The organism is Bradyrhizobium lablabi, assembly GCF_001440475.1.
GTDB classification, from domain to species: Bacteria; Pseudomonadota; Alphaproteobacteria; order Rhizobiales; family Xanthobacteraceae; genus Bradyrhizobium; species Bradyrhizobium lablabi.
Genome location: NZ_LLYB01000117.1, coordinates 14,025 through 34,959 on the forward strand (window position 1 = coordinate 14,025; position 20,935 = coordinate 34,959).

The 20,935-nt window shown below is 58.7% G+C and carries 15 protein-coding genes and 4 pseudogenes; 14 read left to right on the forward strand and 5 right to left on the reverse strand.

Annotated elements, in window-relative coordinates; translation table 11 throughout:
- Nucleotides 1-9: 9 nt before the first annotated feature.
- Nucleotides 10-287, forward strand: a pseudogene (locus CQ14_RS47160) (nodulation protein NolW); the annotation flags it as partial.
- A gap of 1 nt (nt 288) precedes the next feature.
- Nucleotides 289-561 (forward strand): annotated as a pseudogene (locus tag CQ14_RS47165) (nodulation protein NolW); the annotation flags it as partial.
- Between the two features lie 484 nt (nt 562-1,045).
- Here CQ14_RS47165 and CQ14_RS32795 read toward each other — a convergent pair.
- Both CQ14_RS32795 and CQ14_RS44135 read right to left on the reverse strand, forming a co-directional pair.
- A complete protein-coding gene (locus CQ14_RS32795; RefSeq protein ID WP_057861916.1) occupies nt 1,046-3,586 on the reverse strand; it encodes a hypothetical protein in 2,541 nt (846 codons plus the stop codon).
- Nucleotide 3,587: 1 nt separating this feature from the next.
- A complete protein-coding gene (locus tag CQ14_RS44135; RefSeq protein ID WP_156435701.1) occupies nt 3,588-3,731 on the reverse strand; it encodes a hypothetical protein in 144 nt (47 codons plus the stop codon).
- A 924-nt stretch (nt 3,732-4,655) separates the two neighbouring features.
- Between CQ14_RS44135 and CQ14_RS47170 the strand changes: the two are divergent.
- The 3 genes and pseudogenes from CQ14_RS47170 to CQ14_RS44950 form a co-directional block, all read left to right on the forward strand.
- Nucleotides 4,656-4,933 (forward strand): annotated as a pseudogene (locus CQ14_RS47170) (nodulation protein NolW); the annotation flags it as partial.
- Between the two features lies 1 nt (nt 4,934).
- Nucleotides 4,935-5,355: pseudogene (locus tag CQ14_RS47175) on the forward strand (secretin N-terminal domain-containing protein); the annotation flags it as partial.
- 315 nt (nt 5,356-5,670) lie between these two features.
- Nucleotides 5,671-6,465: a hypothetical protein gene (locus CQ14_RS44950; RefSeq protein ID WP_199805669.1), complete on the forward strand. Its 795-nt coding sequence runs from the start codon at nt 5,671-5,673 to the stop codon at nt 6,463-6,465.
- Nucleotides 6,466-7,433: 968 nt separating this feature from the next.
- Here CQ14_RS44950 and CQ14_RS32810 read toward each other — a convergent pair.
- Complete coding sequence (locus tag CQ14_RS32810; protein ID WP_057861918.1) at nt 7,434-8,858, reverse strand: M16 family metallopeptidase; 1,425 nt, start codon at nt 8,856-8,858, stop codon at nt 7,434-7,436.
- Nucleotides 8,855-10,189: a M16 family metallopeptidase gene (locus CQ14_RS32815; RefSeq protein WP_057861927.1), complete on the reverse strand. Its 1,335-nt coding sequence runs from the start codon at nt 10,187-10,189 to the stop codon at nt 8,855-8,857. Before CQ14_RS32815 ends, CQ14_RS32810 begins: the two co-directional genes overlap by 4 nt.
- A gap of 820 nt (nt 10,190-11,009) precedes the next feature.
- On the opposite strand from CQ14_RS32815, the gene CQ14_RS44140 reads away from it, so the two are divergent.
- Complete coding sequence (locus CQ14_RS44140) at nt 11,010-11,219, forward strand: hypothetical protein (protein ID WP_156435705.1); 210 nt, start codon at nt 11,010-11,012, stop codon at nt 11,217-11,219.
- Nucleotides 11,220-11,910: 691 nt separating this feature from the next.
- Here the strand turns inward: CQ14_RS44140 and CQ14_RS32820 are convergent.
- Complete coding sequence (locus CQ14_RS32820; protein WP_057861928.1) at nt 11,911-13,341, reverse strand: DUF1521 domain-containing protein; 1,431 nt, start codon at nt 13,339-13,341, stop codon at nt 11,911-11,913.
- Between the two features lie 1,008 nt (nt 13,342-14,349).
- On the opposite strand from CQ14_RS32820, the gene CQ14_RS32825 reads away from it, so the two are divergent.
- The 8 genes from CQ14_RS32825 to CQ14_RS32860 all read left to right on the forward strand — a co-directional run bounded on the left by CQ14_RS32825 (nt 14,350) and on the right by CQ14_RS32860 (nt 20,650).
- Nucleotides 14,350-14,637: a hypothetical protein gene (locus tag CQ14_RS32825; protein ID WP_057861919.1), complete on the forward strand. Its 288-nt coding sequence runs from the start codon at nt 14,350-14,352 to the stop codon at nt 14,635-14,637.
- A gap of 53 nt (nt 14,638-14,690) precedes the next feature.
- Nucleotides 14,691-14,897 (forward strand): hypothetical protein, encoded by a 207-nt coding sequence (locus CQ14_RS32830; RefSeq protein ID WP_028350678.1) that lies wholly within the window; start codon nt 14,691-14,693, stop codon nt 14,895-14,897.
- 120 nt (nt 14,898-15,017) lie between these two features.
- Complete coding sequence (locus CQ14_RS32835) at nt 15,018-15,905, forward strand: SctD/MshK family protein (RefSeq protein WP_057861929.1); 888 nt, start codon at nt 15,018-15,020, stop codon at nt 15,903-15,905.
- Between the two features lie 30 nt (nt 15,906-15,935).
- Nucleotides 15,936-16,460: a hypothetical protein gene (locus CQ14_RS32840; protein WP_057861920.1), complete on the forward strand. Its 525-nt coding sequence runs from the start codon at nt 15,936-15,938 to the stop codon at nt 16,458-16,460.
- 1 nt (nt 16,461) lies between these two features.
- Nucleotides 16,462-16,890 carry a hypothetical protein gene (locus tag CQ14_RS32845; protein WP_057861921.1) on the forward strand — a complete coding sequence of 143 codons (429 nt, stop codon included), beginning with the start codon at nt 16,462-16,464 and terminating at the stop codon, nt 16,888-16,890.
- A gap of 11 nt (nt 16,891-16,901) precedes the next feature.
- Nucleotides 16,902-19,019 (forward strand): type III secretion system export apparatus subunit SctV, encoded by a 2,118-nt coding sequence (gene sctV, locus CQ14_RS32850; RefSeq protein ID WP_057861922.1) that lies wholly within the window; start codon nt 16,902-16,904, stop codon nt 19,017-19,019.
- A 33-nt stretch (nt 19,020-19,052) separates the two neighbouring features.
- Entirely contained in the window at nt 19,053-19,643 is a 591-nt protein-coding gene (locus tag CQ14_RS42820) for a tetratricopeptide repeat protein (RefSeq protein WP_082650142.1), read from the forward strand.
- A gap of 146 nt (nt 19,644-19,789) precedes the next feature.
- A complete protein-coding gene (locus CQ14_RS32860) occupies nt 19,790-20,650 on the forward strand; it encodes a hypothetical protein (protein WP_057861924.1) in 861 nt (286 codons plus the stop codon).
- Nucleotides 20,651-20,935 lie beyond the last annotated feature (285 nt).

Sequence of the window (20,935 nt, forward strand, 5' to 3'; positions counted from 1 at the left end):
GACTTGGGAATGCTAAGCCGACGTACCATCCTGAACATTTTGAACCGATTTGCGGGCGCAGGAGTTTTCCTTTGCACCGGGGCACTCACGGCGTTTGGGGCTCAGCTCTCGCTGCCTTCGGCACCTTATAGCTACACGGTTCTGGATCAGGACCTGTCTGCCGCACTGCTGGAATTCGGTAACAACCTCAATATTAGAGTGAACGTCAGCACGGAGGTGAAGGGTCGGATTCGCGGACGCATGCCAGATTTACCACCGCGCGAGTTCCTCGACCGTTTGACCAATCTNGTACAATTTTCAATGGTACTACGATGGGCTCGTGCTGTATGCATATGCATCTGCTGCAATGAGGCGCAAAGTCGTCTGCTTGTGTTGAAGCCGATCAGCTTCGATGCGTTCAAAGCGGCCCTCGATGCACTCAACATCTCCGACGAGCGCTATGTTGAGAGACCGCCACCGGGAAATAGCGGTCCGCCACTCTTCGTGGCGCTAGTGGACCAGACGCCCAAAGGCCTCATGGCCGAACGACAGGCGCGGCCACGCTCTCTCACCGCCGAGAAGCCGCTTGGTCACCAGCGTCTGCGGAGAAAAAGCTACGGATTTCCAGCTTGTAGGTATTGGTATCTGAGAGCGAATCAACGGCTTTGCCACTTCTGCGGCCTAAACATTCTTGAACAAAGATCCGGTCGTCGCAGCATTTCGAGGCAATATCGATCAGCTGCTCGATGCCGTGAAACTGCCGAGAGTACCTCCTTCGAGAGCTAGGGCGCTGGCGGAGTTCATGTCTAGGACCGTCCGCGCGTTCCCTATTCGCTGGCACGTCAGGCCCCAATCCCGTGCGACTTGCTCGGAGCCAGAAGCATCCGCAGAAGACGCCTCCACGCCCGGCGAGATCATCCCGGAATGTTGGCGAAATCATCTCGCACGGCGCAGGCGCAGCGCGTCGGTACACGCGCGTGAGATCGTCGGAATTCGCAGTTTCGCGCATGGGATGTTGGGCGCATCGAAACGAAGAACTCGGGGACTCCCAGCCCAAGCGCGTTCTTCAGTCGCTTTGAGGGTGATAAATGAGATAAACGACGTGGCCGGATCCCAAGATCGCGTTACTTTGCCTGCTCCTCAACTCGGCCGTGTAGAGCTCACCGTTTATGGTGAACTGTATGCGCCGGTTCTGCGGGGTCGGAAGTAGGTTCCACGTGTTCAGTATGTACATCATGCCGCTGTGCGAAACCTCTCGGCCCTGGCCTTGATTGTCCCAGCGGCTGTGGTTCCAATCGTCGCCGAGAAAAGGTCCGATATCCGGTAGCTCCGCTCGACGGCGATAGGCCCCTGATGATCCAGGAGACGACGAGCCGGCGCCCCGCACCGGCTGAGCATGGTCACGCAACTCGGACCGTGTGATTGGATTGAGATCAACCAGTGATTCAACGCTGCCATAAACGTCTGAGGGAGCGCTGGCTGACGCAGGCTCGTGGAGCGGCTGACGCGATCTCCGGAGTTCACTCATCTGGCTAGCGCGCGGATGGTGGATGAGTTGAACGTCCCTGCGTCCTCCCGGTCCCAACGTGGCCGAGTAATGCTGACTCTCGATGGTGAACTGTGTTGGGCCGAACTGATTCGGCAAGAGACCGACGTTACCGAGTATGTCGATCAGGGCGTCCGAGGCAGGTTGGGAACGGTGGCGCCAGTTGTCGACCATATGTCCGATTTCCGGTAGCTCTTGAGGGGGCAATGATGGCCCGATGAACGACGGGGGTCTGGCGATACCACGCGCCGACGCAGAGTGCGCATAGTCAAACTCAGACACTGTGGGCGCATTCGGATCAGGCACTGGCTCAAGGCCGCCGTAGATATTTGACGCCGCAGCCCTGGCAGACGACCATGGCTCGGGTTGTTGCACCTGTTCACTAAGCCAGTCCCAATAGCTGGGCCGCGAGCCACGATACGGCGTGGACGACGTCGGAGTGGGTTCTTGCATCTGCTCTCTGAACCAATCCAAAGCTCCCGTGCTCGGGGTAGCCGGGGTTGCCGGAAGCTCCTGATACGAGCTGGGCTGCAGGCCACGATGTGGTGTGGACGATGGAGTGGGTTCTTGCATCGCTTCCCTAAACCAATCCCACGCTCCCGCGCTCGGGGTGGCTGGCGTTGACGGAAGCTCCTGATACGAGCTGGGCTGCAGGCCACGGTGTGGTGCGGACGATGACGGAGCTGGTTCTTGCATCACTTCCCTAAACCAATCCCACGCTCCCTCGCTCGGGGTAGCGGGCGTTGCCGGAAGCTCCTGAAGCGAGCTCTGCTGCGGAGCGCCTTGCCCGGCGAGCGAGCCCGCTTGTCCCGGTGGACCCAACCCCAGCGCTCGGTTCGCCTCGACAGCTTGTTGATGTTGCCAGAGCCTTGGCAACGCCGTCCTGAGAAGATTCCGCAAGCGAACGTCATCGCCCGCAAACTCGTCGGCCTCGGCACGTAAAGCCTCTAGATTCTCAACCCGACCCGTGATTGAGGGCTTCTGTGTCGCCTGAAGCCAGGCGCTGAACTGGCGAAGTGCCCACAGGTTCACGCCGATTTTCGGGGCCACCTCGTTGAATCCGAGAAAAAGCGCCTCGTCATCCGCGCTGGCGGAAACTTCCTGAGGCGGGAACGGCTGCGGCGCGTTGGCGCGTTGTCGGTAGTTCTGAAGACGATTCCACGCGCGTGGAAACTCTCTAAGATACGAGCCCTTCCCAGAGTTAATATAGCGGTCTCGCTCCTCGGGCCCAGCCTGAGTAATACTCACCCCGCTCTCGTTGAGCCACCTACCGAAGCTGTTAAGAGCCCTACGGTACTCCTGCATGGTTACCTCCGCAAAGCCGCGCTTAACGCCTCCGTCACACGCAGCGTTGATGAGCGCCTCGTCCTCAGGGACGAGAGCCTCGACCCGCCGGCCGCCCCGCGGCAACGTCATCACCGACGCTCCAACTGCGGTGACGGGAGCCTCAACCGGCCGGCCCCCTCGCGTCAACGTTGTCACCGGCGCTCCGACAGCGAATTGCTCGAGCCTTGTCAACGCTGCCTCGATACGAGCGCCCAAGCGAACATCATTGGCCGCAAACTCGTTCCCCTCGGCACGCAATGCCTGAAGATTCTCTAGTCGGCTGCTGATTGGTGGCTTCTGCTTCGCCTGACGCCAGGCGCTGAAGTTGCGCAGTACCTCTAGATCCCTTCGGATGGTGCGATCGCTTGGTCCGCTTTTCTTGGCTTCCTCGCGGATCGTGCCATCGCTGGCTCGGCTTTTCTTTGATGCCTCGCGGAATCTAGAAAAAAGCTCCTCGTCCGGGCCATCGTTCTCGCGGCTTCGCTTGGACGGCACCTGCATCGAATCGCCGACATCAGTGCGCCGAATCGCCTCACCTCGGTCTGCGGCTTGCCCATCAGGCGAACCCGCTTCTGCGGAGTTCTCATAAAACGCACTGTGTTGCAGCTCGCTCAGCTGCTGCTCAAACATCGCTTGCTGGCTCGTATTGCCCGGTTCTTGCGCCTGCTGCTGCAGCGGGGCGTTGTACGCCTGAAACTTACCAGGGCTGAATGGGTTGATGTTGTTGCGGTCCACTCTAATCGTCCTTGAGAATGTCGATTGTGCGCAAATCCGCCAGATCAGCTCGGACGTGTGCACGGCTCAAGGCGAGCGAGGCTTCAACAGCAAATCTCGTTGTCCAATCGAAAACAGCAACAACAAGAAACTGGCGCAGCTGCAAGCCGCGATCCTCCGATTACATTGAGCCCATCCGACTACCGCGCTGCCACGTTCATTCCATTTGCGCTCGCTAAGCGGCCTCGCCCTTGAGAATCCAGTTCTCATTTTAGGATGGTTAGCTTTCTAAAAGCTGACGAGTTCTCAGGATGATTCAATTGTGTGGTTCTGCTTCGTCTGTACTGAAGGGCCGTGACAGCGAAAGGCATAACGGTTTACCCGCGACGAGCCAATCCTACTCGACGATGGGCCAATGCGCGATTATCTCGCCTGGCTACATATCTATGACGGGGCCTCGCTTTACCGATCAAGCTCCGTCACCAATGGGCGCACCAAGTAAGTGTTACGTCCCTGGACGCACCATCGGCGCATCTTTAGCGCGCCGATGGCGCGTCGGCTTTGGGCAAAACTGGCTGGTATCACTCGGTCCGAAACATCCAGGCGAGCACACTGCCGACAGATGGACCTGTATTGCTCCGATATATTGCAGAGAGAGTGTGCGCCTGGGGGACGCGCTCGCCAGGCGGACTCGCCTGCGTTATTGCACGGTGAACTTCCGATACCGGCAGAATCAATACCGATCCATCTACGACTGAGGAGGCAGCATCTTGAATCGAAGGCACGCCACCTGAACAAAAGTCTACTGAAACTGGCTCTGCTCGCCGATAGTTGCCGGCTGACAGAGCCCGGACAGACCTTCGGCAGGGTTCAGAGAGATCGGCATAGCGCCTAGCATGATCGAAGGTGTCATTGGTTTGGCGCCGATGAAACATCGCCATTGTTAGGAATTGATGCTCAATACCGTAAAGAGGCCAGCTGACCGCAAGCTGACGACCACGCGAGTCATAAGGCCATTTTAGAGATCACGCTCGGCTTCCAATTTGGGCGAAGTCTTNAATACTTGTTCTCAGGACTAAGGGACTTGGGAATGCTAAGCCGACGTACCATCCTGAACATTTTGAACCGATTTGCGGGCGCAGGAGTTTTCCTTTGCACCGGGGCACTCACGGCGTTTGGGGCTCAGCTCTCGCTGCCTTCGGCACCTTATAGCTACACGGTTCTGGATCAGGACCTGTCTGCCGCACTGCTGGAATTCGGTAACAACCTCAATATTAGAGTGAACGTCAGCACGGAGGTGAAGGGTCGGATTCGCGGACGCATGCCAGATTTACCACCGCGCGAGTTCCTCGACCGTTTGACCAATCTNATACAATCTTCAATGGTACTATGATGGGCTCGTGCTGTATGTAACTGCTGCAAATGAGGCGCAAAGTCGTCTGCTTGTGTTGAAGCCGATCAGCTTCGATGCATTCAAAGCGGCCCTCGATGCACTCGACATCTCCGACGAGCGCTATCTTGTGAGACCGGCACCAGGAGATGGCCTCGTCCTGGTTTCTGGTCCACCACGTTTCATCGCGCTCTTGGACCAAACGCTCAACGGCCTTGTAGCGGAGGCGCAGGCGCGGCCGCACGCTGCTATCGAAAAGCAGCCGCGGGAATCGGTGCTGAAGTTATTTCGTGGCTCCTCAACCACGGTCATTCGCGATGGACGACCGGAAGCCCCCTATTCTTCCGACGCGCCGCGTCAGGACAGCATCGTGCGCGAGCCTGCGCCAGGCCAGAGATGAAATTGAAAATGCGCGGCAGCTTTCGGCGGAGGTCAATGCCGTCTCCATTGGCTCATTGCGAATCCTGTTGACGCTCGTCAGCTTCTCGAAAGCTCACTCTCTTAGCATGGCAGAGCGGATGTCTAGACGGCAATGCCGCCTATCCATCGTAATGGAGCACCCGATGCTCGGAATAACGGCAAGCGTGGCTGGCGCCGTTTTTGCCGGCAGCTCGGAGGCTGCACTCCACACGAGTCGAAACGCTTCTCTGGAAGTCGCAATGCAAATGCCTTCGTCGAACTAGGGCTCGAGCCAAACTTTCAAAGGAGGAACAGGATGGATTTCAACTCAATCAGCCCAACGAACACGAGCCCGCAGCCCGATTCACCATCACCGCCCGCGGACCCAGCGGGCTTTGAGCACCAGCTTAGCGAGTTCGAAGGTAGTGCTCCGCCACCTGCTGCGGTGTCTCCCGTGCAGCAGGGCGAAGCCTACTCGCCATATCTGGACGCCGGCCATCCCTATTCGCAATACTTGGAGTCGGGGCATCCCGATCCATCACTGTTGGATTGGGACGATGATCTATATGCGCCGGCTGCGCCCTCCCCCGGGCCATTGGTGGCCGACAGGGAAAGCTCTCCGCAGCCTGGCTCGCAGCAGCCGATTGCTCAAGCCATCGCGGAACTCCCCGAGTTCGATCCTGAGCTGATTTGGCAGCATGTGGAAGCCGGCCCATCGCAGGCTGGACCATCGCAAGCCGGGCCGTTGCAGGCCGGGCCGTTGCAGGCCGGGCCGTCGAAGGCCGGGCCGTCGAAGGCCGGGCCGTCGCGAGCCGGGCCGTCCTCGTCCGCCGGGGCTGCGTTGTTGGAACTCACAGATTTCATTCCAGAAAACGAACGTCTCATAGCCGACCACTGGGTCTTCTTTCCCCATACGGCCTCGGATGCGCAGATCAACATATTAAGGAGGGCCGGACTCTTGCCTACCAATACCTCCCCGACCACAACTTTCACCATGCTGGGTATGCCCCACACAGCCGAATTGCGACAAGACGGGTTTGTTCGTGTCAAACCGTCGCTGGACGCAGGCCTTTGGCCTGGACAGTCGCACGGCGACGCGCCCACCGAATAGGCATTCCATAGCCCAGCCCGCGGCACGGGCATAGCCGTCCCGCCAGCAGACCTTCGGGACGTCGCCGGCGGCAGGAGCATTTGGCGACGTTCTTTCGGACGGCGTCGACTAACTTGGCTATCTTGGCCTCCTAAGATGAGTGTACCCAATGCGTCCTTTCAGAGAATTGGTCAGGCATTGGCGGTTCAAGGGAATNACCAAGAGTCCGCACGACCGAGCTGCAGGATCCGTGCCCCCGTCTCTGTATTNGTCTCGGCCGTGCGAAGCTTAGAGCGACGAGCGAGCATCTTCAGTCTAACTTGTATGGAGCCTGCAGGAACGTGTCCTATCGTTCCACGCTGTGCTTTTCGCTCGAAGCTTAGATGGCGCCTCGAATTTAACCGTCCATGCCGGTGTGAGCACTTGCTCGACGCCCGCGCCGAGGGTGGCACCGAGACGACCATAGTCGAGATGAGTGCGCCCGTGTGGCGCACCACAAAATTCGTTGCTATTGACGACATCGCCGCGACCCAACCCAACCGTGCCTTGAAACAGGCCAGCGTGTGGCCGTGCGGGCCAACGCGGGGCCGATGACGAAGACGCCGGGACCTACTTTGAGTTTTGCGCTCACGACAATGCCGAAGACGGCAAGACAGGTGTTGTACCGTCCGAGGCAGCGCCCACGGTATCCGATTCGAGCCAAAAAACGCAGTGCTCTCTCGCCAGTTTTGGCCCATCTGACCTCCAGCCAGGAACACAGGGGTATCGACGACTCACCGTAAATCGACTGACATAAGGATCACTAAACGATCACCGGCCGTCGCCGGCTCCGACGTGCCCGCCGATATATCCTCCAGTCCGGCTCCGACAGTGCCGGTGGGACCTTTACTGCCGGGGCCGAGATCCGCCGCATTGACGGCCACGACCGCAGCTGTCGCGGCCCCCAAGAAAGAGGCTCAAATCGCATGTCACCTCACGAATATACAAAGTTAATTGGGTGTTACCGGCGTTGCGGCTGATGGCGCGGTGCCTGGCTGTACTGCCGCGGGCCGCGGCGTCGTGGCCGATGGCGCGGTGGTCGACCGGGCTGCAGCCAGTGGGGAGCGGCCGACGATGACGGTGAGCAGACCCGGACCCCACAGCCGCTGCGCCGCCTTCCCGGCATCCTGCAGCGTCACCGCATCGACGAGCGCGCTGTGCTTCTCGATATAGTCGATCGGCAGCTTGTCGAGCTGATGCTGCAGCAGCGTCCGCGCAAGGTTTGATGAGGTATCGCGCGCCAGCATCTGCGAGCCCTTCAGGTACGACTTGGCGTCATCGAGTTCCTGCTGGGGCGGGCCTTCCTCGGCCATGCGGCGGACCTGCTTCTCGATCTCCTCGACCGTCGCGCTGGCGCGATCGGCCCGGGTGCCGGTAGTGCCGACAAACAAGGCGGAATGATCCATCCACAAGAGCGCCTCATGGACGGAATAGGCTAGCCCGCGCTTCTCGCGGACTTCTCGGAACAGCCGCGACGACAGCCCGCCACCACCAAGGATATGGTTGACGACATAGGCGGCCATGAAATCCGGCTCGCTGCGGCGGACGCCAGCACCGCCGAAGGTCACGACCGTTTGCGGCACGTCGAGCGGAATGAAGACGCACTGCAGCGCTTTGGCCGCGATCACATCGGCTACCTCTGTCAACTCCGCCTTGGCCGGCAGGCTACCAAACGTCTTATCGAGCAGTCTGCCAAGCGTCTCTGGATCGACGTCACCCACCACCGCAATCTTGAGTGTGTCCTTGGCGATCACGCGCCGGACATAGTGTTTCAAATCGGCGACGTCGATTTTTGGCACGCTCTCGACGGTGCCTCCGGCCTGGCGGGCATATGGATGATCGTCGAAAGCGACTTCGAGGAACTTGCGATTGGCGAGCGTTGAAGGATCGGTGGAGTCGCGCCGAAGGTTCGCGAGCACCGCAGCACGGATGCGTTCAACATCGAGCGCATCGAAATGCGGCGAGGTCAGCGCCATCCGCAGCAAATCGAAAGCCTCGTCCTTGTTGTGCTTAAGCGTTCGCAAAGAGCCGCGGAACTGGTCGCGCCTCGAGGTAAAGCTCAGCTCAATGGCGCGGCGGTCGAGCCGCTCGTGAAAGGTCTCGAAGTCGAGATCGCCGGCCCCTTCATCGAGCAGGCTGGCAACCATGTGGCCGACGCCGGGCTTGTCTGTGGGGTCCTGGGTCGCTCCGCCGGCGAAGGCATATTCCATCGCGATCAGCGGGACGGTGGCGTCCTGCACGAACCAGGCTTCGATACCGCCGGGCGAGACCAGGCGCTGAATCCTGGTCGCGGCAAGCGATCGTGCAGAGCCGAGCGTGGCTATCGCGAGCGAAGCCCCACCGAGGACGGCACGGCGTGTGAAGGAATAGGTCACGAGCGCTTCTCCTCGCGTTTGGGCGCAGAATCCTTGATCAGATAGCCCGTTACCGAACGTTTTTTGTCGAGCCATTGCTGCGCGGCCTTGCGCACCTGCTCGGCGGTGACGGCGCTAATGCGGTCAGGCCAACTTCGTATATCCTCAACGCTGAGCCCCGTCGTGAGCCCGCGGCCGTACAGGATCGCAAGCATTACCTGATCGTCCTGAGCGTAGATCGCTTGCGCAATCAGCTTGGTCTTGTCGCGCTCGAGATCCTCGGCGCGCGCGAGATTTTGCGCGAGGTCGGCGATCACTTTGTCGATCGCGTCCTCGATCTCGGCGAAGTGGACGCCGGGTTTCGGCGTGGCTGAAATCATAAATTGCGAGGGATCAAGCGAGGTGCCCTGGTAGCTCGCGCCAGTGCTGATGGCGAGCTGCTTGTCGATGACCAGCACACGGTAGAGATAGGAGTTGGTGCCACCGCCCATCACTTGGGCGAGCACGTCGAGGGCAATGCTCTCGCCTGCGGCCGCGGTCGAAGCCGATGGCACGAGATAATAGCGGCGCCAGGTGGGCTGCTCGACGCGGGGATCGGAGAGTGTCACGGTGCGGGGTGCCGCGGGCGTCGGCTCCTGTGGCCGCATGCGCTTCGCGGGGATCGCAGGCTGCGCAGGAATGTCGCCAAAATTCTTTTCCACCATCGGGCGAATTTCCTTTGGATCGACGTCGCCCGCGATGATCAGGATCGCGTTGTTCGGCGCGTAGAAGCGCTTGTAAAACGCGAGCGCGTCCTCGCGGTCGAGTTTTTCGATCTCCTGCCGCCAGCCGAGATTGGGGCGGCCGTACGGGTGGTTGAGGTAAAGCGCCGCCCTGATCTGCTCGGTGAACCGCCTATCGGGATTGTTGGCGACGCTCCTATTGAATTCCTCCAGCACGACGTCGCGCTCGGAAATCACGTTCTCGTCTTTGAGAATGAGACCGGTCATCCGGTCGGCCTCGAGTTCCATCATTTTAGCCAGCTGCTCGCGCGGCACGCGCTGGAAATAGCTGGTGTAGTCCATCGAGGTGAAGGCGTTCTCGTCGCCTCCGACTCGCAACACGGTCCGGGAGAATTCGCGGGGCGGATGCTTGGCTGCGCCCTTGAACATCAGGTGTTCGAAGAAATGTGCAAGCCCCGATTTGCCCGGCGTATCGTCGGCGGAGCCGACCTTATACCATATCATCTGCGTCACGATCGGCGTGCGATGATCGGGGATCACTACCACCTGCAGGCCGTTCGCAAGTGTAAAGCTTGCCGGTCGTTCCGAGGTCTCCGTGATCTGTGCAAGCACGCTCCTGTTTTCAGGAATGTGGCTAGGATTGCTGCTATTATCCTTTTTGTATTCAACGTTGTGTTCGACCGCCAGCGCGGTGCGCGTCATTAAGGCCATTGCAACAGTGGCCGTGCCTAGCACCTTGGTTGTAACGGAACTCCAATTCTTCATGGCATCGCCTTTGGTCGCATCGAGATCCACATTCTGCAGCGGACGATCCCGACAAGGCAGGGGAGCCGCACGCCGTAGGCAAGCAGCGGAGCAAAAGCCGGGCCAATCGCCGGGTGCTTGTGCGCAGGCCGCCGCGCGGGCAGCTGGTGGGCAAAACGAAGCGCGTTGCCTGTTTTCTATTCGAAAGCTAAGGCCGAATTTGTTTGGTATCTGCCAACATGTTGCGCACGCGACGTTGCACACGAAAACCCACGACAACTCGCCGCCTCGCATTCGTCTAAATCCTGCGACGCCACATGCCGCAGGCCTGATCTCGAATCAGAGGCACTGCTGCACCATTTCGCGGCCGCAGCTGACGCCCGCCAGGAAACATCTAAAGCCTGTCGCGGCGCCGCCAAGTCAGACGTCCCTTCCTGGCGAGAGCTGCTGCCCTGCAGGAGCTTTTCTAATGAACACGCCTTTCGGATTGCCGCCGTGCTAGCGTCCATTGAGACCGTCTTGCCAGACGCGACACTCTTCCTCGACCAGCACTAGCTTTTCTTCGGCAGACCACCAACGCCGCACCTGACGGAACATCGATGCGGTCTCCAATGGCTTATCATGAACGCTCTGAGCCTCGTCAGCTTCTCGAAAGCTAACCTTGCTAGCATGAGAGGGTGGGTTATCTATAGGCGGTGTTACGAACATGAACGCAGGTGCACCCGATATCGGAGCAGCGGGAGGCAATAACGGCGTGGATTTTGACGGAACCGAGGCGGCCGATGAGGCCAACTCGCAGGCCATGCAACAATGCAAAGCTTTCGAAATGGCTCTGGGCATGCTCGCAATGCGAATTGTCAGCGACGCACAAGCCGATCTAGATTCTGCCATGGACGACACAGAAGAGGATGTTTGATTCGGCCCTGTCGAATCAGGAGCAACGAGCGCAAATGCACATCCATGCAACGATGAGAAGAGAGGACGGAGAGGAGCTTCTCAGCAGCCGGAGGATTCGCACCCCGATGGGGCCTGGTCGTTCAGACAGGTTGCGGTGAGCTTGGCGTGACAGTTCTTAGGGTGTTTTCGCTCCGGGTCACTCCGGTCATCCATATCTTGGTAGCCCAAGACGTCCGGCTCACATATCGAAGGACTCGCCTTGCTTCAGGCAATCGCCGTCACAAGGCGTCTTATCTGTCCTCGCGCGCTTTTAGCGGCTGGTGATGCGCCTAACGACTCGGCGCGTCGCTCTTGGCCGCAAATACGATAGATCGCGCATTGCGGCCGCGTGGTATTCGCCGCGCACCCGGGGCGCCGAGGGGCGTCCCCTCTTGTCAACCGACCTTACAATCGAACTATTGGCAGAAGCCTGCGCAATGTCGACTGGAGCTTGGATCAGCTCTCGGTCTTCGAGACGCCCCCACCCATCGAGTCGTGCTTGGTTGCAGACTGTTACCGGCAGAGAAATACCAATCAAATCATCGAAAGGTAAGAGCGCGGATAATGCATGGGCACCCCAAGCGAGGTGCTTCCCTGCGCGCGCTGGGGAGCATGGGAAAGCGGGCGACAGCGCCCGCTCCCATTCTCTTTGAACGGTGCTCAGATCGGCCTCACCCGGCGGCCTGCTCATTGGCGTCAATGCTCGCCTGGTTGACCTGCCATCCGGATCTATCGACCCACCCTTGACCTTGCTCATATATCGTCTGTGCACCATCCGACGTCAGCTGATCGAGGGTTTGGCCAGCATTGGACTGCGTCACCTTCAGATTGTTGGCACCATCTTTGTCGTCCCCGAGCCCCTCGACAACCATGGCGTTGTCGCCATTCGTGATGGTGAGCTTGGACGAAATGGTCTTGCCTTTGCCGTAGTCGACCGTATCCACGGTGATCTTCGTGCCATCATCGAGTTGCAGGGTCATGCCTTTCTTGAAATCAAAGTCATCCTTGCCGTCTCCATTAGCATCGACATGAGGATCGCCATGAATCTTCGAGACATGGCCGGTTTCGTTGTTGCGAACGGTCCAGGTGCCGTCCTTCTCGTCGGCGGTGATTGTATACTTGTCGCCAAGGTGAATCGTTGCCTTGCCGTCATGGACCTCATGCGACCACACCGGATTAGTTTTCGGTGGCGGGCTCTGGTTAACCGCAACTGGGGTCATCGACACAGGCGGGGGAGGAGGAACGAAAACTGGAGTATAGTAGTAGTACGAAGGAGTAGCGAGCGGCTGAGGAGTGTACTGGGACTGAGAGCCGGCGCCCGGGGCGCGCCCCTCTTCACCAGCATCGATACTCGCCTGATCCACCTCGCGCCCGGCGCCGTCGACCCAACCCTGACCTTGCTCATGGATCGTTTGTGAACCATCTGATGTCAGCGCATCGAGAGTGAGGCCCGCGTTTGACTGCGTCACCTTAAGATTGTTGGCACCATCCTTGTCGTCACCGAGCCCCTCGACAACCATGGCGTTGCTGCCATTCGTGATGGTGAGCTTCGAGGAGATGCTCTTGCCGTTGCCGTAGTCGGCTGTATCGATGGTGATCTTCGTGCCATCGTCGAGCTGCAGGGTCATGCCTTTCTTGAAATCAAAGTCGTCCTTGCCGTCTCCATTAGCATCGACATGAGGATCGCCGTGGATCTTCGTGACGTGGCCGGTCTCGTTGTTGCGGACAGTCCAGGTGCCGTCCTTCTCGTCCGCCGTAATTGTGTACTTATCGCCAAGGTGGATCGTGGCTTTGCCATCATGGACCTCATGCGTCCACACCGGATCAATTGCGGACGACGGGCTTTGGTTTTGGGCGACCGACGCGAACTGGGGAGGCGGCGGCGGGGCGAGAAGGGTTGGAGCAACGTAGGCTGGACTGAGTACGGCGGGAGCGACAACGACCGGACTATTTACCGGCAAGTACTGGTAGGCTCCCACCGGGACGCCGGCAGCGCCGGCGTACTGCCCCAATGCGACGTTGAACATTGGAACGGCGGGCACGCCCTCAGGCACGAGCCCTACCGCCGGATTGGAACCGCCCACCACGGGAAGATACGGCATTTTCATTCACTCCTATTGCATTGAAGGAAGCGACAGACTGCGAGGACCACCCGCACAATCAACTTGGCACGTTGCGCCGAGGCCCTTCAAAACCAATCCCAGATCACGGCCAGCAGCAGACGCTCTCGCGTTTCTGGTTGCAGGTGACAACAGCCTTGATCGGCGGACCACTTCTCCCCCTTGCCCCTCGGGAATCTGGACTGTCACGTCGAGCGTATCCAAGTCGCAGGAAGTGTATCCGGAGTACCTGTCGAAAAGCTGACGATAGGATAATCGCCACCAGCACATCAGCTGTCGTATCACCTGAATGTTGAGAGCATGTGATCACGACGAACCGCTCCTAATGACGGGCGTCGTAACAACGACATCTTTGGACGCGCGGCCGGCGAGCGACCACGCTCTCTGAAGGACGCCGGTCGAGCCTCTCGCGTGAATGCTCGAGACGGTCTTCAGGTGCCGTGGAGGGCCATAACCGGAACAGACACCTGTTCGAAATTAGTTTTGCTTATTGTTGCGAGGCCTCGCACTTGCACACGTCGCCTTTTGTTCGCCCGATTGCTCGCTGGAAAATGGGCGTTACACCGTCCGCTTGCGTACTTTTGACTGATAAATATCGGCGTACGCCGCGGCGGCGATATCTCGAGGACTTGTCCACGGCGTTACGACGCACCAGGCGATCCAGCCTGCAGTCATCTGCTCGGAGGCATGCTCCCTCAGGCCGACACCTAGCACAGCTCCACTGTCGCGGCGCGCTCCAGCACTACTCGGAGCACTTGACCTTTGAGATGCAAAACCTGCGCTGTCGCGTGCGCGCCAACGTCGGCCAAAATGAACCGAGAGTACCGACACATTGTTCGGGGAGAGAAAAATGGGGCCACCTCGACTCATTCCGCGGCCTTTGTCGGACTCGTCAGCTTCTCGAAAGGTAATCCTCCTAGGATCAGAGTGCTGACCTCTAGGCGATGAGTCGTCTATTGAGCGTAGTGCAGATGAACACAGGAGAATGCGATGATTGGAGAAATGATCGGAAGCGCGGCTGGTGGATACCTCGGTGGGCCGCAGGGAGCGGCGATTGGTTCCGCTGTTGGTGGGGTACTCGACCAAGCCTTCGAGAAGGTTATTCACAAATTGGAGCCTGAGAAGGCTGATGCTGACAAGGTCGCCAAGGATAATGGCCCTGCAGCAGGAAAGACCCCGCAGTGTAACCACGGCAACGGCGAATTGACGCTCTTAAATGGCGCGCCGGGCGCGCATGTAATGATTTCATTTCCTGCCGTCGTTACCCCAGCTGGTTAGGCGTGATGCAGGTCATCAGTACCACTAACTTCCAAACAGAAAGGTGAGTCGATATGGTTTCTCCCGTTGGCGGTTCCCCCGCTGCATCTGAAGTCGCAACGAATCAGCAAACCGGTGCTACGGGGGCTGGCGATTTCGCCGCGCAGCTCGCCGAGCTCGAGCGTGTCAGCAAACAAGCTCAGGCCAACAGCATCGTGATGCGCAGAATTACGACCGAGCTCTCGTCCGAAAAGAAGGTTGCCGACGAGCGCGTGAGTTAGCGCTGAAAGCGGGAGCTGGCGGCCGTCTTTTCGCGTGCTGGATGCTCTCTACAGCCTGACGAATTCGGAACCGGCCGTACGGCAACGCCGTACGGCTTCTCGTTGCTCAGGAGACTCTCCGTGAATGAACCCGCCTCCGTTCATTTCGAAGTGCTATCAGGGATCTATTCCGGAGTGACCGGTGAAGCGCCCGTTGGAACGAGCCTTATCGGAAGTGGCCTCGATGCCGATATTGTCTTCGTCGAACAGGGGCTCGAGCCCAATCACTTCCGTCTCACCCCCCTGCACGATTCGATGGAGATCGAGGCTCTAGCAGCCGGACTCAGCATAGAAGGAAGCGGAGATATTGCCGTAGGCAAGCGGGTTGTTATTTCTCTTCCTGCCGTCGTTCATGCGGGCACGATGTCCATTCGCTGCACGCAGGATTCGGCGCAAGCATCAACCGGCCTGTCGCGTGTCTCGATAATAGCAGTCGCCTTGGTCTTGCTGAGCTCCGTCGGGATCGCCACTCTTGCAATCAGCTTCCTCTTCGACGGCAGTGCCGGTGCACTGAGCCCCGATGCGCCCCCTGTTGCCGCACTTCCACCCAAGCTGACGCTCAATGGTCCTGATGATCGCCCTCTCCATGCGGCCGCCGAACAACTGCAAGAGGAGGTTAACAAAGCGGGACTTCTCAACATCAAAATCGGTCCTGGGCCAGGCGTGGTCAGCGCCGAGGGCACAGTGACACCTGCGACAGTCAGTAAATGGCAGGAGGTTCAGCAATGGTTCGATCAGCACACAAACGGGTCGCTGACACTCGTAAATGGAGTGACCGTGAAGGAGGATAAGCCGCCCTCCTCAATTGCTGTCCAGGCAGTGTGGCGCGGAGCCCACCCCTACCTTCTTATTGGTGGCCAAAAGTACTTCGTGGGTGCGCTCTTGAATGACGGATGGACCGTCGATCGGATCGAGGCGAGACGTGTACTGCTCAGCCGGAATGGACGGCTTGCTGCTCTCCCCTATTAGAGCTCCACCGCCGCAGGAAAGGAGAACGTCATGACCAAGCTGCCCCAGCATCCTGTCGGACTTGGCACCTCTTCGCAAAGGCTCAACACCCACGACCATGAGCCAGCGAACAGGCCGGCCCTCCCTCAAGTCCATAATTTAGAGATCGATGGCACCGATGGCGGTGGCGAGAAGAGGCACGGGTCGGTTTGGCCGGATACCGAGGCGCCGGATCTGCCAATCGAGGCCGCGCTTGACGTCAACGATATCGATGCCGTCTCGCGTGTCAGTCTCAACGAGAGGCGCGTACGGATAGCTGAGCTCGATCCCCGTGCAGCACTTGCTTCACTTTATGGCCGCAATCTCGCAACTGGCCTGCTCTCCTTCGTGACACCACGCCTGCGTGATCCGGACGTGCTGCGAGCAGAGAAGCATAGTGTTCTTCTGGAGCGCTTGGCCGATAGGCTACGGGCCGGACCGGAGGATTCGGCGCATGAAGGGACCGACGCCCTGCAGCAGGAGCTCCGCCGGCTCATCCTGCTCCGGCAGAACCAGAACAGCTTGATTGGGAGCTAGCATGATCGACTCGGACGGAGCGCAGTTCGCCAGTCCACCGCCGCCGGCCGATGCTTCCAAAACCGGCGATGTCTTGCCAATCTCCGGGCAGGAGCGCGATTTGGTCTGCGCAATATCCTTCGTCCACCTTGCGTGTGGACAGAGCGCACGAGCTCTCGCTCTGTTGCGGCTCATTGCCCATGACTACTCGCAAGACGTCGACCTGCTTCGCATTCTTACCTATGCTCTCATCTCAGAGGGCTTTGGCGATGAAGCACTTGCGGTGCTTGATAGACTAGACACGCTTGACGACGAGCCCTCCTCGCATCTGCCTTTGACGCTTCTCCGCAGTCACGCGCTACGACGGGCCGGCCGTATGGACGAGGCGCGGGCAGTCTTCCAAGACTATGTGTCCTTGCGTGGCAGGACAGCCCCAACGCAACAACAATAAGAAGGCTCTCCATGCCACACCTTCTTCGTAAGCTTATCGTGCGCGCGCCATTCCACCCGGATTTCATGGTCGCGTTCATGCTGCTTTTGGCAATCGGAATGATGATCATGCCGATGCCGATCGTCGTGGTCGACATGCTGATCGGCTTCAATCTGGGCTTTGCCGTATTGCTGCTGATGGTTGCTCTGTATCTCAGTACGCCACTGGATTTCTCGTCCTTGCCCGGCGTCATCCTGATCTCTACCGTCTTTCGTCTGGCGCTGACCATCGCGACAACGCGGCTGATTCTCGCTGAGGGAGACGCCGGCAGCATCATTCATACCTTCGGTGAGTTCGTAATATCAGGAAACATCGCGGTCGGCATTGTTATATTTCTGATCGTGACCATGGTGCAGTTCATGGTTCTCGCGAAGGGAGCCGAGCGCGTTGCTGAAGTCTCAGCACGATTCACACTCGACGCTCTGCCAGGCAAGCAGATGGCTATCGACGCGGAGCTACGCAACGGTCATATCGATCAGCACGAGGCACGCAGCCGGCGAGCTTCATTGGAGCGAGAAAGCCAACTTCACGGTGCAATGGATGGCGCCATGAAGTTCGTGAAAGGGGATGCCATTGCCGGCCTCATAGTCATCTGCATCAACATGCTGGGAGGAATCAGCATCGGACTGCTCTCCAAGGGCATGTCCGTCGATGAGGCGTTGCATCAATATACGCTGCTCACCATCGGCGATGCGTTGATTTCTCAGATTCCGGCGCTCCTGCTGTCGGTTACGGCCGCAACCATCGTCACACGTGTAAATGGTCCTTCCAAGCTCAAGCTTGGTGCCGATATCATCAACCAACTCACGGCCAGTACCCAGGCATTGCGGCTAGCGGCCGGCGTCTTACTTCTCATGGGGCTGATACCTGGTTTCCCCTTGCCCCCGTTTCTCATGCTGGCCGCACTTTTTGCCGGGGCAAGCTATGTCAAAGGCGGTGTTAAGAGCGCGAACACGGGCTCCAAGACGGGCGCCAACGTTAGTGCTCCGACCTCAACACCAGCGCAGGCTCAAAGGCAAACCATACCTGCGGAGGCGCTTCCGGTCGCGGTTTTCTTTGCATCTAACCTGGTAAACGCGATTGATAGAGAGGAAGTTGAGCAGCACATCGCTCGCATTTCGGCGCTGGTATCAGCCGATCTTGGCATCACGATTCCGCGCATTCCAGTCCAGGTCGATCAACGTTTGGCCCAATCCGAGTTCAGGCTGGATGTGGAAGGGGTACCGGTTGAACGGGATCGAGTCGATCCGACGCAGCTCGCGCTCACCGACGACCGAGCGAACATTGAATTGAGTGGCATCCCGTATCGGCAAGATCCAGACACCGACCGGATCTGGATCGAACAGAGCCATGCACCAGCTCTCAAAGCGGCCGGGATCGGGCATCACCGTCCGAGCGAAATCATCGCCCTGCGCGTCAGTTCCGTACTGACGCGATATGCGCAGCGCTTGGTAGGCATTCAAGAGACGCGACAATTGCTTGCCCGGATGGAGCAGGAATATGCCGACCTGGTGAAGGAAGTGCTACGCACGACTCCAGTTCCCCGGATCGCCGATGTCCTGCGTCGCCTGCTCGACGAGGGCATCCCGATTCGTAACACCCGGCTGGTCTTGGAAGCGTTCGCCGAATGGAGCGAACGCGAGCAAAATGCCGTCCTGCTCACCGAATATGTTCGCTCCGGCCTAAGACGGCAAATCTGCTTTCGCCATGCCAACGCTCACCGTGTCCTGCCCGCCTTTATCGTAGAACGTGAAACTGAGGATGTAATTCGCAGTGCGGTTCGAGAGACTACCGTCGGGCCGTACCTCGCGCTGGAGGACCGGCATAGCGAGATGTTGCTGTCGCAACTGCGCCAGATTCATTCAGGCGTGCCAGCAGGTCAGAGCCAGCCCGTCATCCTGAGTTCGCTGGATATCCGACGCTTCGTCCGCGGCTTTCTCACCCGCAACGGGATCGATCTTCCTGTTCTGTCTTATCAGGATCTCGCCTCCGATTTCACGGTACAGCCGGTGGGGTCGCTCAAGCTTAGAGGTACCAAGGAAAACGCTCCGACAGGAGAACAACGCACCCTGCTTGCCACAAATGGCTAACAGAGCACAGCAGTCGGTCGTGAGATAAATGGCATGAATTCACCTACAACAACATTCGCTGCACGATTGTATGCATTCCATCCGCCCTCGGGCTTAACTCTCCTCGCTTTATTCGCCACTCTTGTGCTTGGTGGTTGCGCCAGCTTGGATCACCAAGTGATCTCCGTTCAAGAGACGCCGCGGCCAGAGTTGCTGGGCGCCAAGGACATCGATCCTGCTATGCGCGAGCGCATTGCACACGCCCTCCTCCGAGTTTCCAACGAGGAAAGTTTGCGCGAGGCTCTGAAGCAAAAGCCAGACAATGTCGATGCGGCAATCTCGCTTACGCAGACGCTTCTGGCACAGAAACGCGCGGGCGAAGCACTTGAGGTAACCGACAAGATCTTGCTTGCAGTTCCTGGTGATTTGCGTGCCCTGAACGCAAAAGGGGTGGCCCTCGACTCCCAGGGGCGTCATGATGAGGCACAAGCGCTATATCGCGAGGCTCTCGCAGCCGCCCCAGGCAATCAGATGTTACGCAACAATCTTGGCCTATCGCTCGCACTTGCTGGGAATGCCGATACCGGATCTGACAGCCTACAACCGCTTTCGCACGAGTCGCGTGCGCTGCCGCGTTCGCCATAGCGTGGCCTTGGCGTAGAACGCCGGATCGTACACGCTTAACGCCTGCGCGTCAGCTCGTCGTCAGCTAGGCTGACTATCAACTTCGCGGTGTCCGACGAGCCTGAACTCCGTGCGAGAGCACTTCACCGATAGGAAACCCAATCACCATGTATGGCCGAATCAATAGCTCCCCCGGCGCTTCCGACGCTGATGAAATCAGACAATCCGCCACCAACCACGCGCAATCTGATGCAGACAGCCAACGCTTTGCGGACATGTTTGCTGGGATGCACATAGAGGCGCCAAGGGCTAGCTCGTCCGGAGCAAAACCCTCGTACTCCCTCGTTCGCCGACCTCCTGTGGTGGAGATCAAAAGGCCTGAATTCGAAGAAAAGGTGAAGGACTTTTATGGCGATGAAATCGGGGATATCGCCGCGAAATCACAGATATACTCGGATCCCGTATCCTCGAAAGCCGCACGCACAGCACAAGTTGCCTATGACCACGGGAGGAACTCTGGCTCGGAAAACGCACGCTATTTCAGCTATCAGTTAGGCAACAAGAGTGTTGGACTTCTCCGAACGGAAGGCGGAGCTAGCATGAGTGATGTGTTCAAAGACGAAGAGGCACGCGCGCGCTGGCGGGAACAGTTTGCCGGACGGAGCGAACTCACATCCACTGTAGATTTTCGGGTTACTCATCCCCTCGTCGAGAACGCAGGCGATATTCTGTTGGAACATCAGCTTCGGCTCGACGGCGAACGGCCTTTGCTCCTCTCTCATGCTGTCAATGACGAAGCGAAGGCCCGCGCACGGGCGTTGGGTTTTGTTGAGGTGAGTGACTCGATGATGGTGCTTGACCCAGCCAAGCATCCTAACAAGTGGACGAAGAATGATGATGGCGAATGGCAGCGGAAAAACAAGCCTCCATTGTATCTTAAAGCTACTGACACTAGCGGCAGCGATACCAGAGCGGCCCAGCTTGCTCAAAATACCACGCCCGATTGGGACGACGATGACTTCATGTAGACTGGTCCGAAGAAGATAGATCACGCGAAAGGAGACCGGATTGCCAGTGGGTCACAATACCCGCTTTATGGTAATGTCTCGCCATGCATCACTTCAGGTTGCTCAAGGAGACCCATCGCCTATACGGCCCTCACCCGCGCTAGAGTGCCTATTACGTCCGAAATCCGAAGCCAGCGGGCCGTGATCAGGTCATGGGCCTTTAGCACCCGGTAGACTGAAAGCTTCCGCTTCGGTTTATAGTCGTCCGTTAAGAAGGCGATTGCAGCGGTGAGCGATCGCTGATGG

Coding starts and splice junctions, on each gene's coding strand:
- CQ14_RS32825 (WP_057861919.1), top strand. CDS start 14,350: ATGATTGGAGAAATGATCGGAAGCGCGGCTGGTGGATACCTCGGTGGG.
- CQ14_RS32820 (WP_057861928.1), bottom strand. CDS start 13,341: ATGCCGTATCTTCCCGTGGTGGGCGGTTCCAATCCGGCGGTAGGGCTC.
- sctV (WP_057861922.1), top strand. CDS start 16,902: ATGCCACACCTTCTTCGTAAGCTTATCGTGCGCGCGCCATTCCACCCG.
- CQ14_RS42820 (WP_082650142.1), top strand. CDS start 19,053: ATGAATTCACCTACAACAACATTCGCTGCACGATTGTATGCATTCCAT.
- CQ14_RS32840 (WP_057861920.1), top strand. CDS start 15,936: ATGACCAAGCTGCCCCAGCATCCTGTCGGACTTGGCACCTCTTCGCAA.
- CQ14_RS32845 (WP_057861921.1), top strand. CDS start 16,462: ATGATCGACTCGGACGGAGCGCAGTTCGCCAGTCCACCGCCGCCGGCC.
- CQ14_RS44950 (WP_199805669.1), top strand. CDS start 5,671: ATGGATTTCAACTCAATCAGCCCAACGAACACGAGCCCGCAGCCCGAT.
- CQ14_RS32860 (WP_057861924.1), top strand. CDS start 19,790: ATGTATGGCCGAATCAATAGCTCCCCCGGCGCTTCCGACGCTGATGAA.
- CQ14_RS44140 (WP_156435705.1), top strand. CDS start 11,010: ATGAACGCAGGTGCACCCGATATCGGAGCAGCGGGAGGCAATAACGGC.
- CQ14_RS32830 (WP_028350678.1), top strand. CDS start 14,691: ATGGTTTCTCCCGTTGGCGGTTCCCCCGCTGCATCTGAAGTCGCAACG.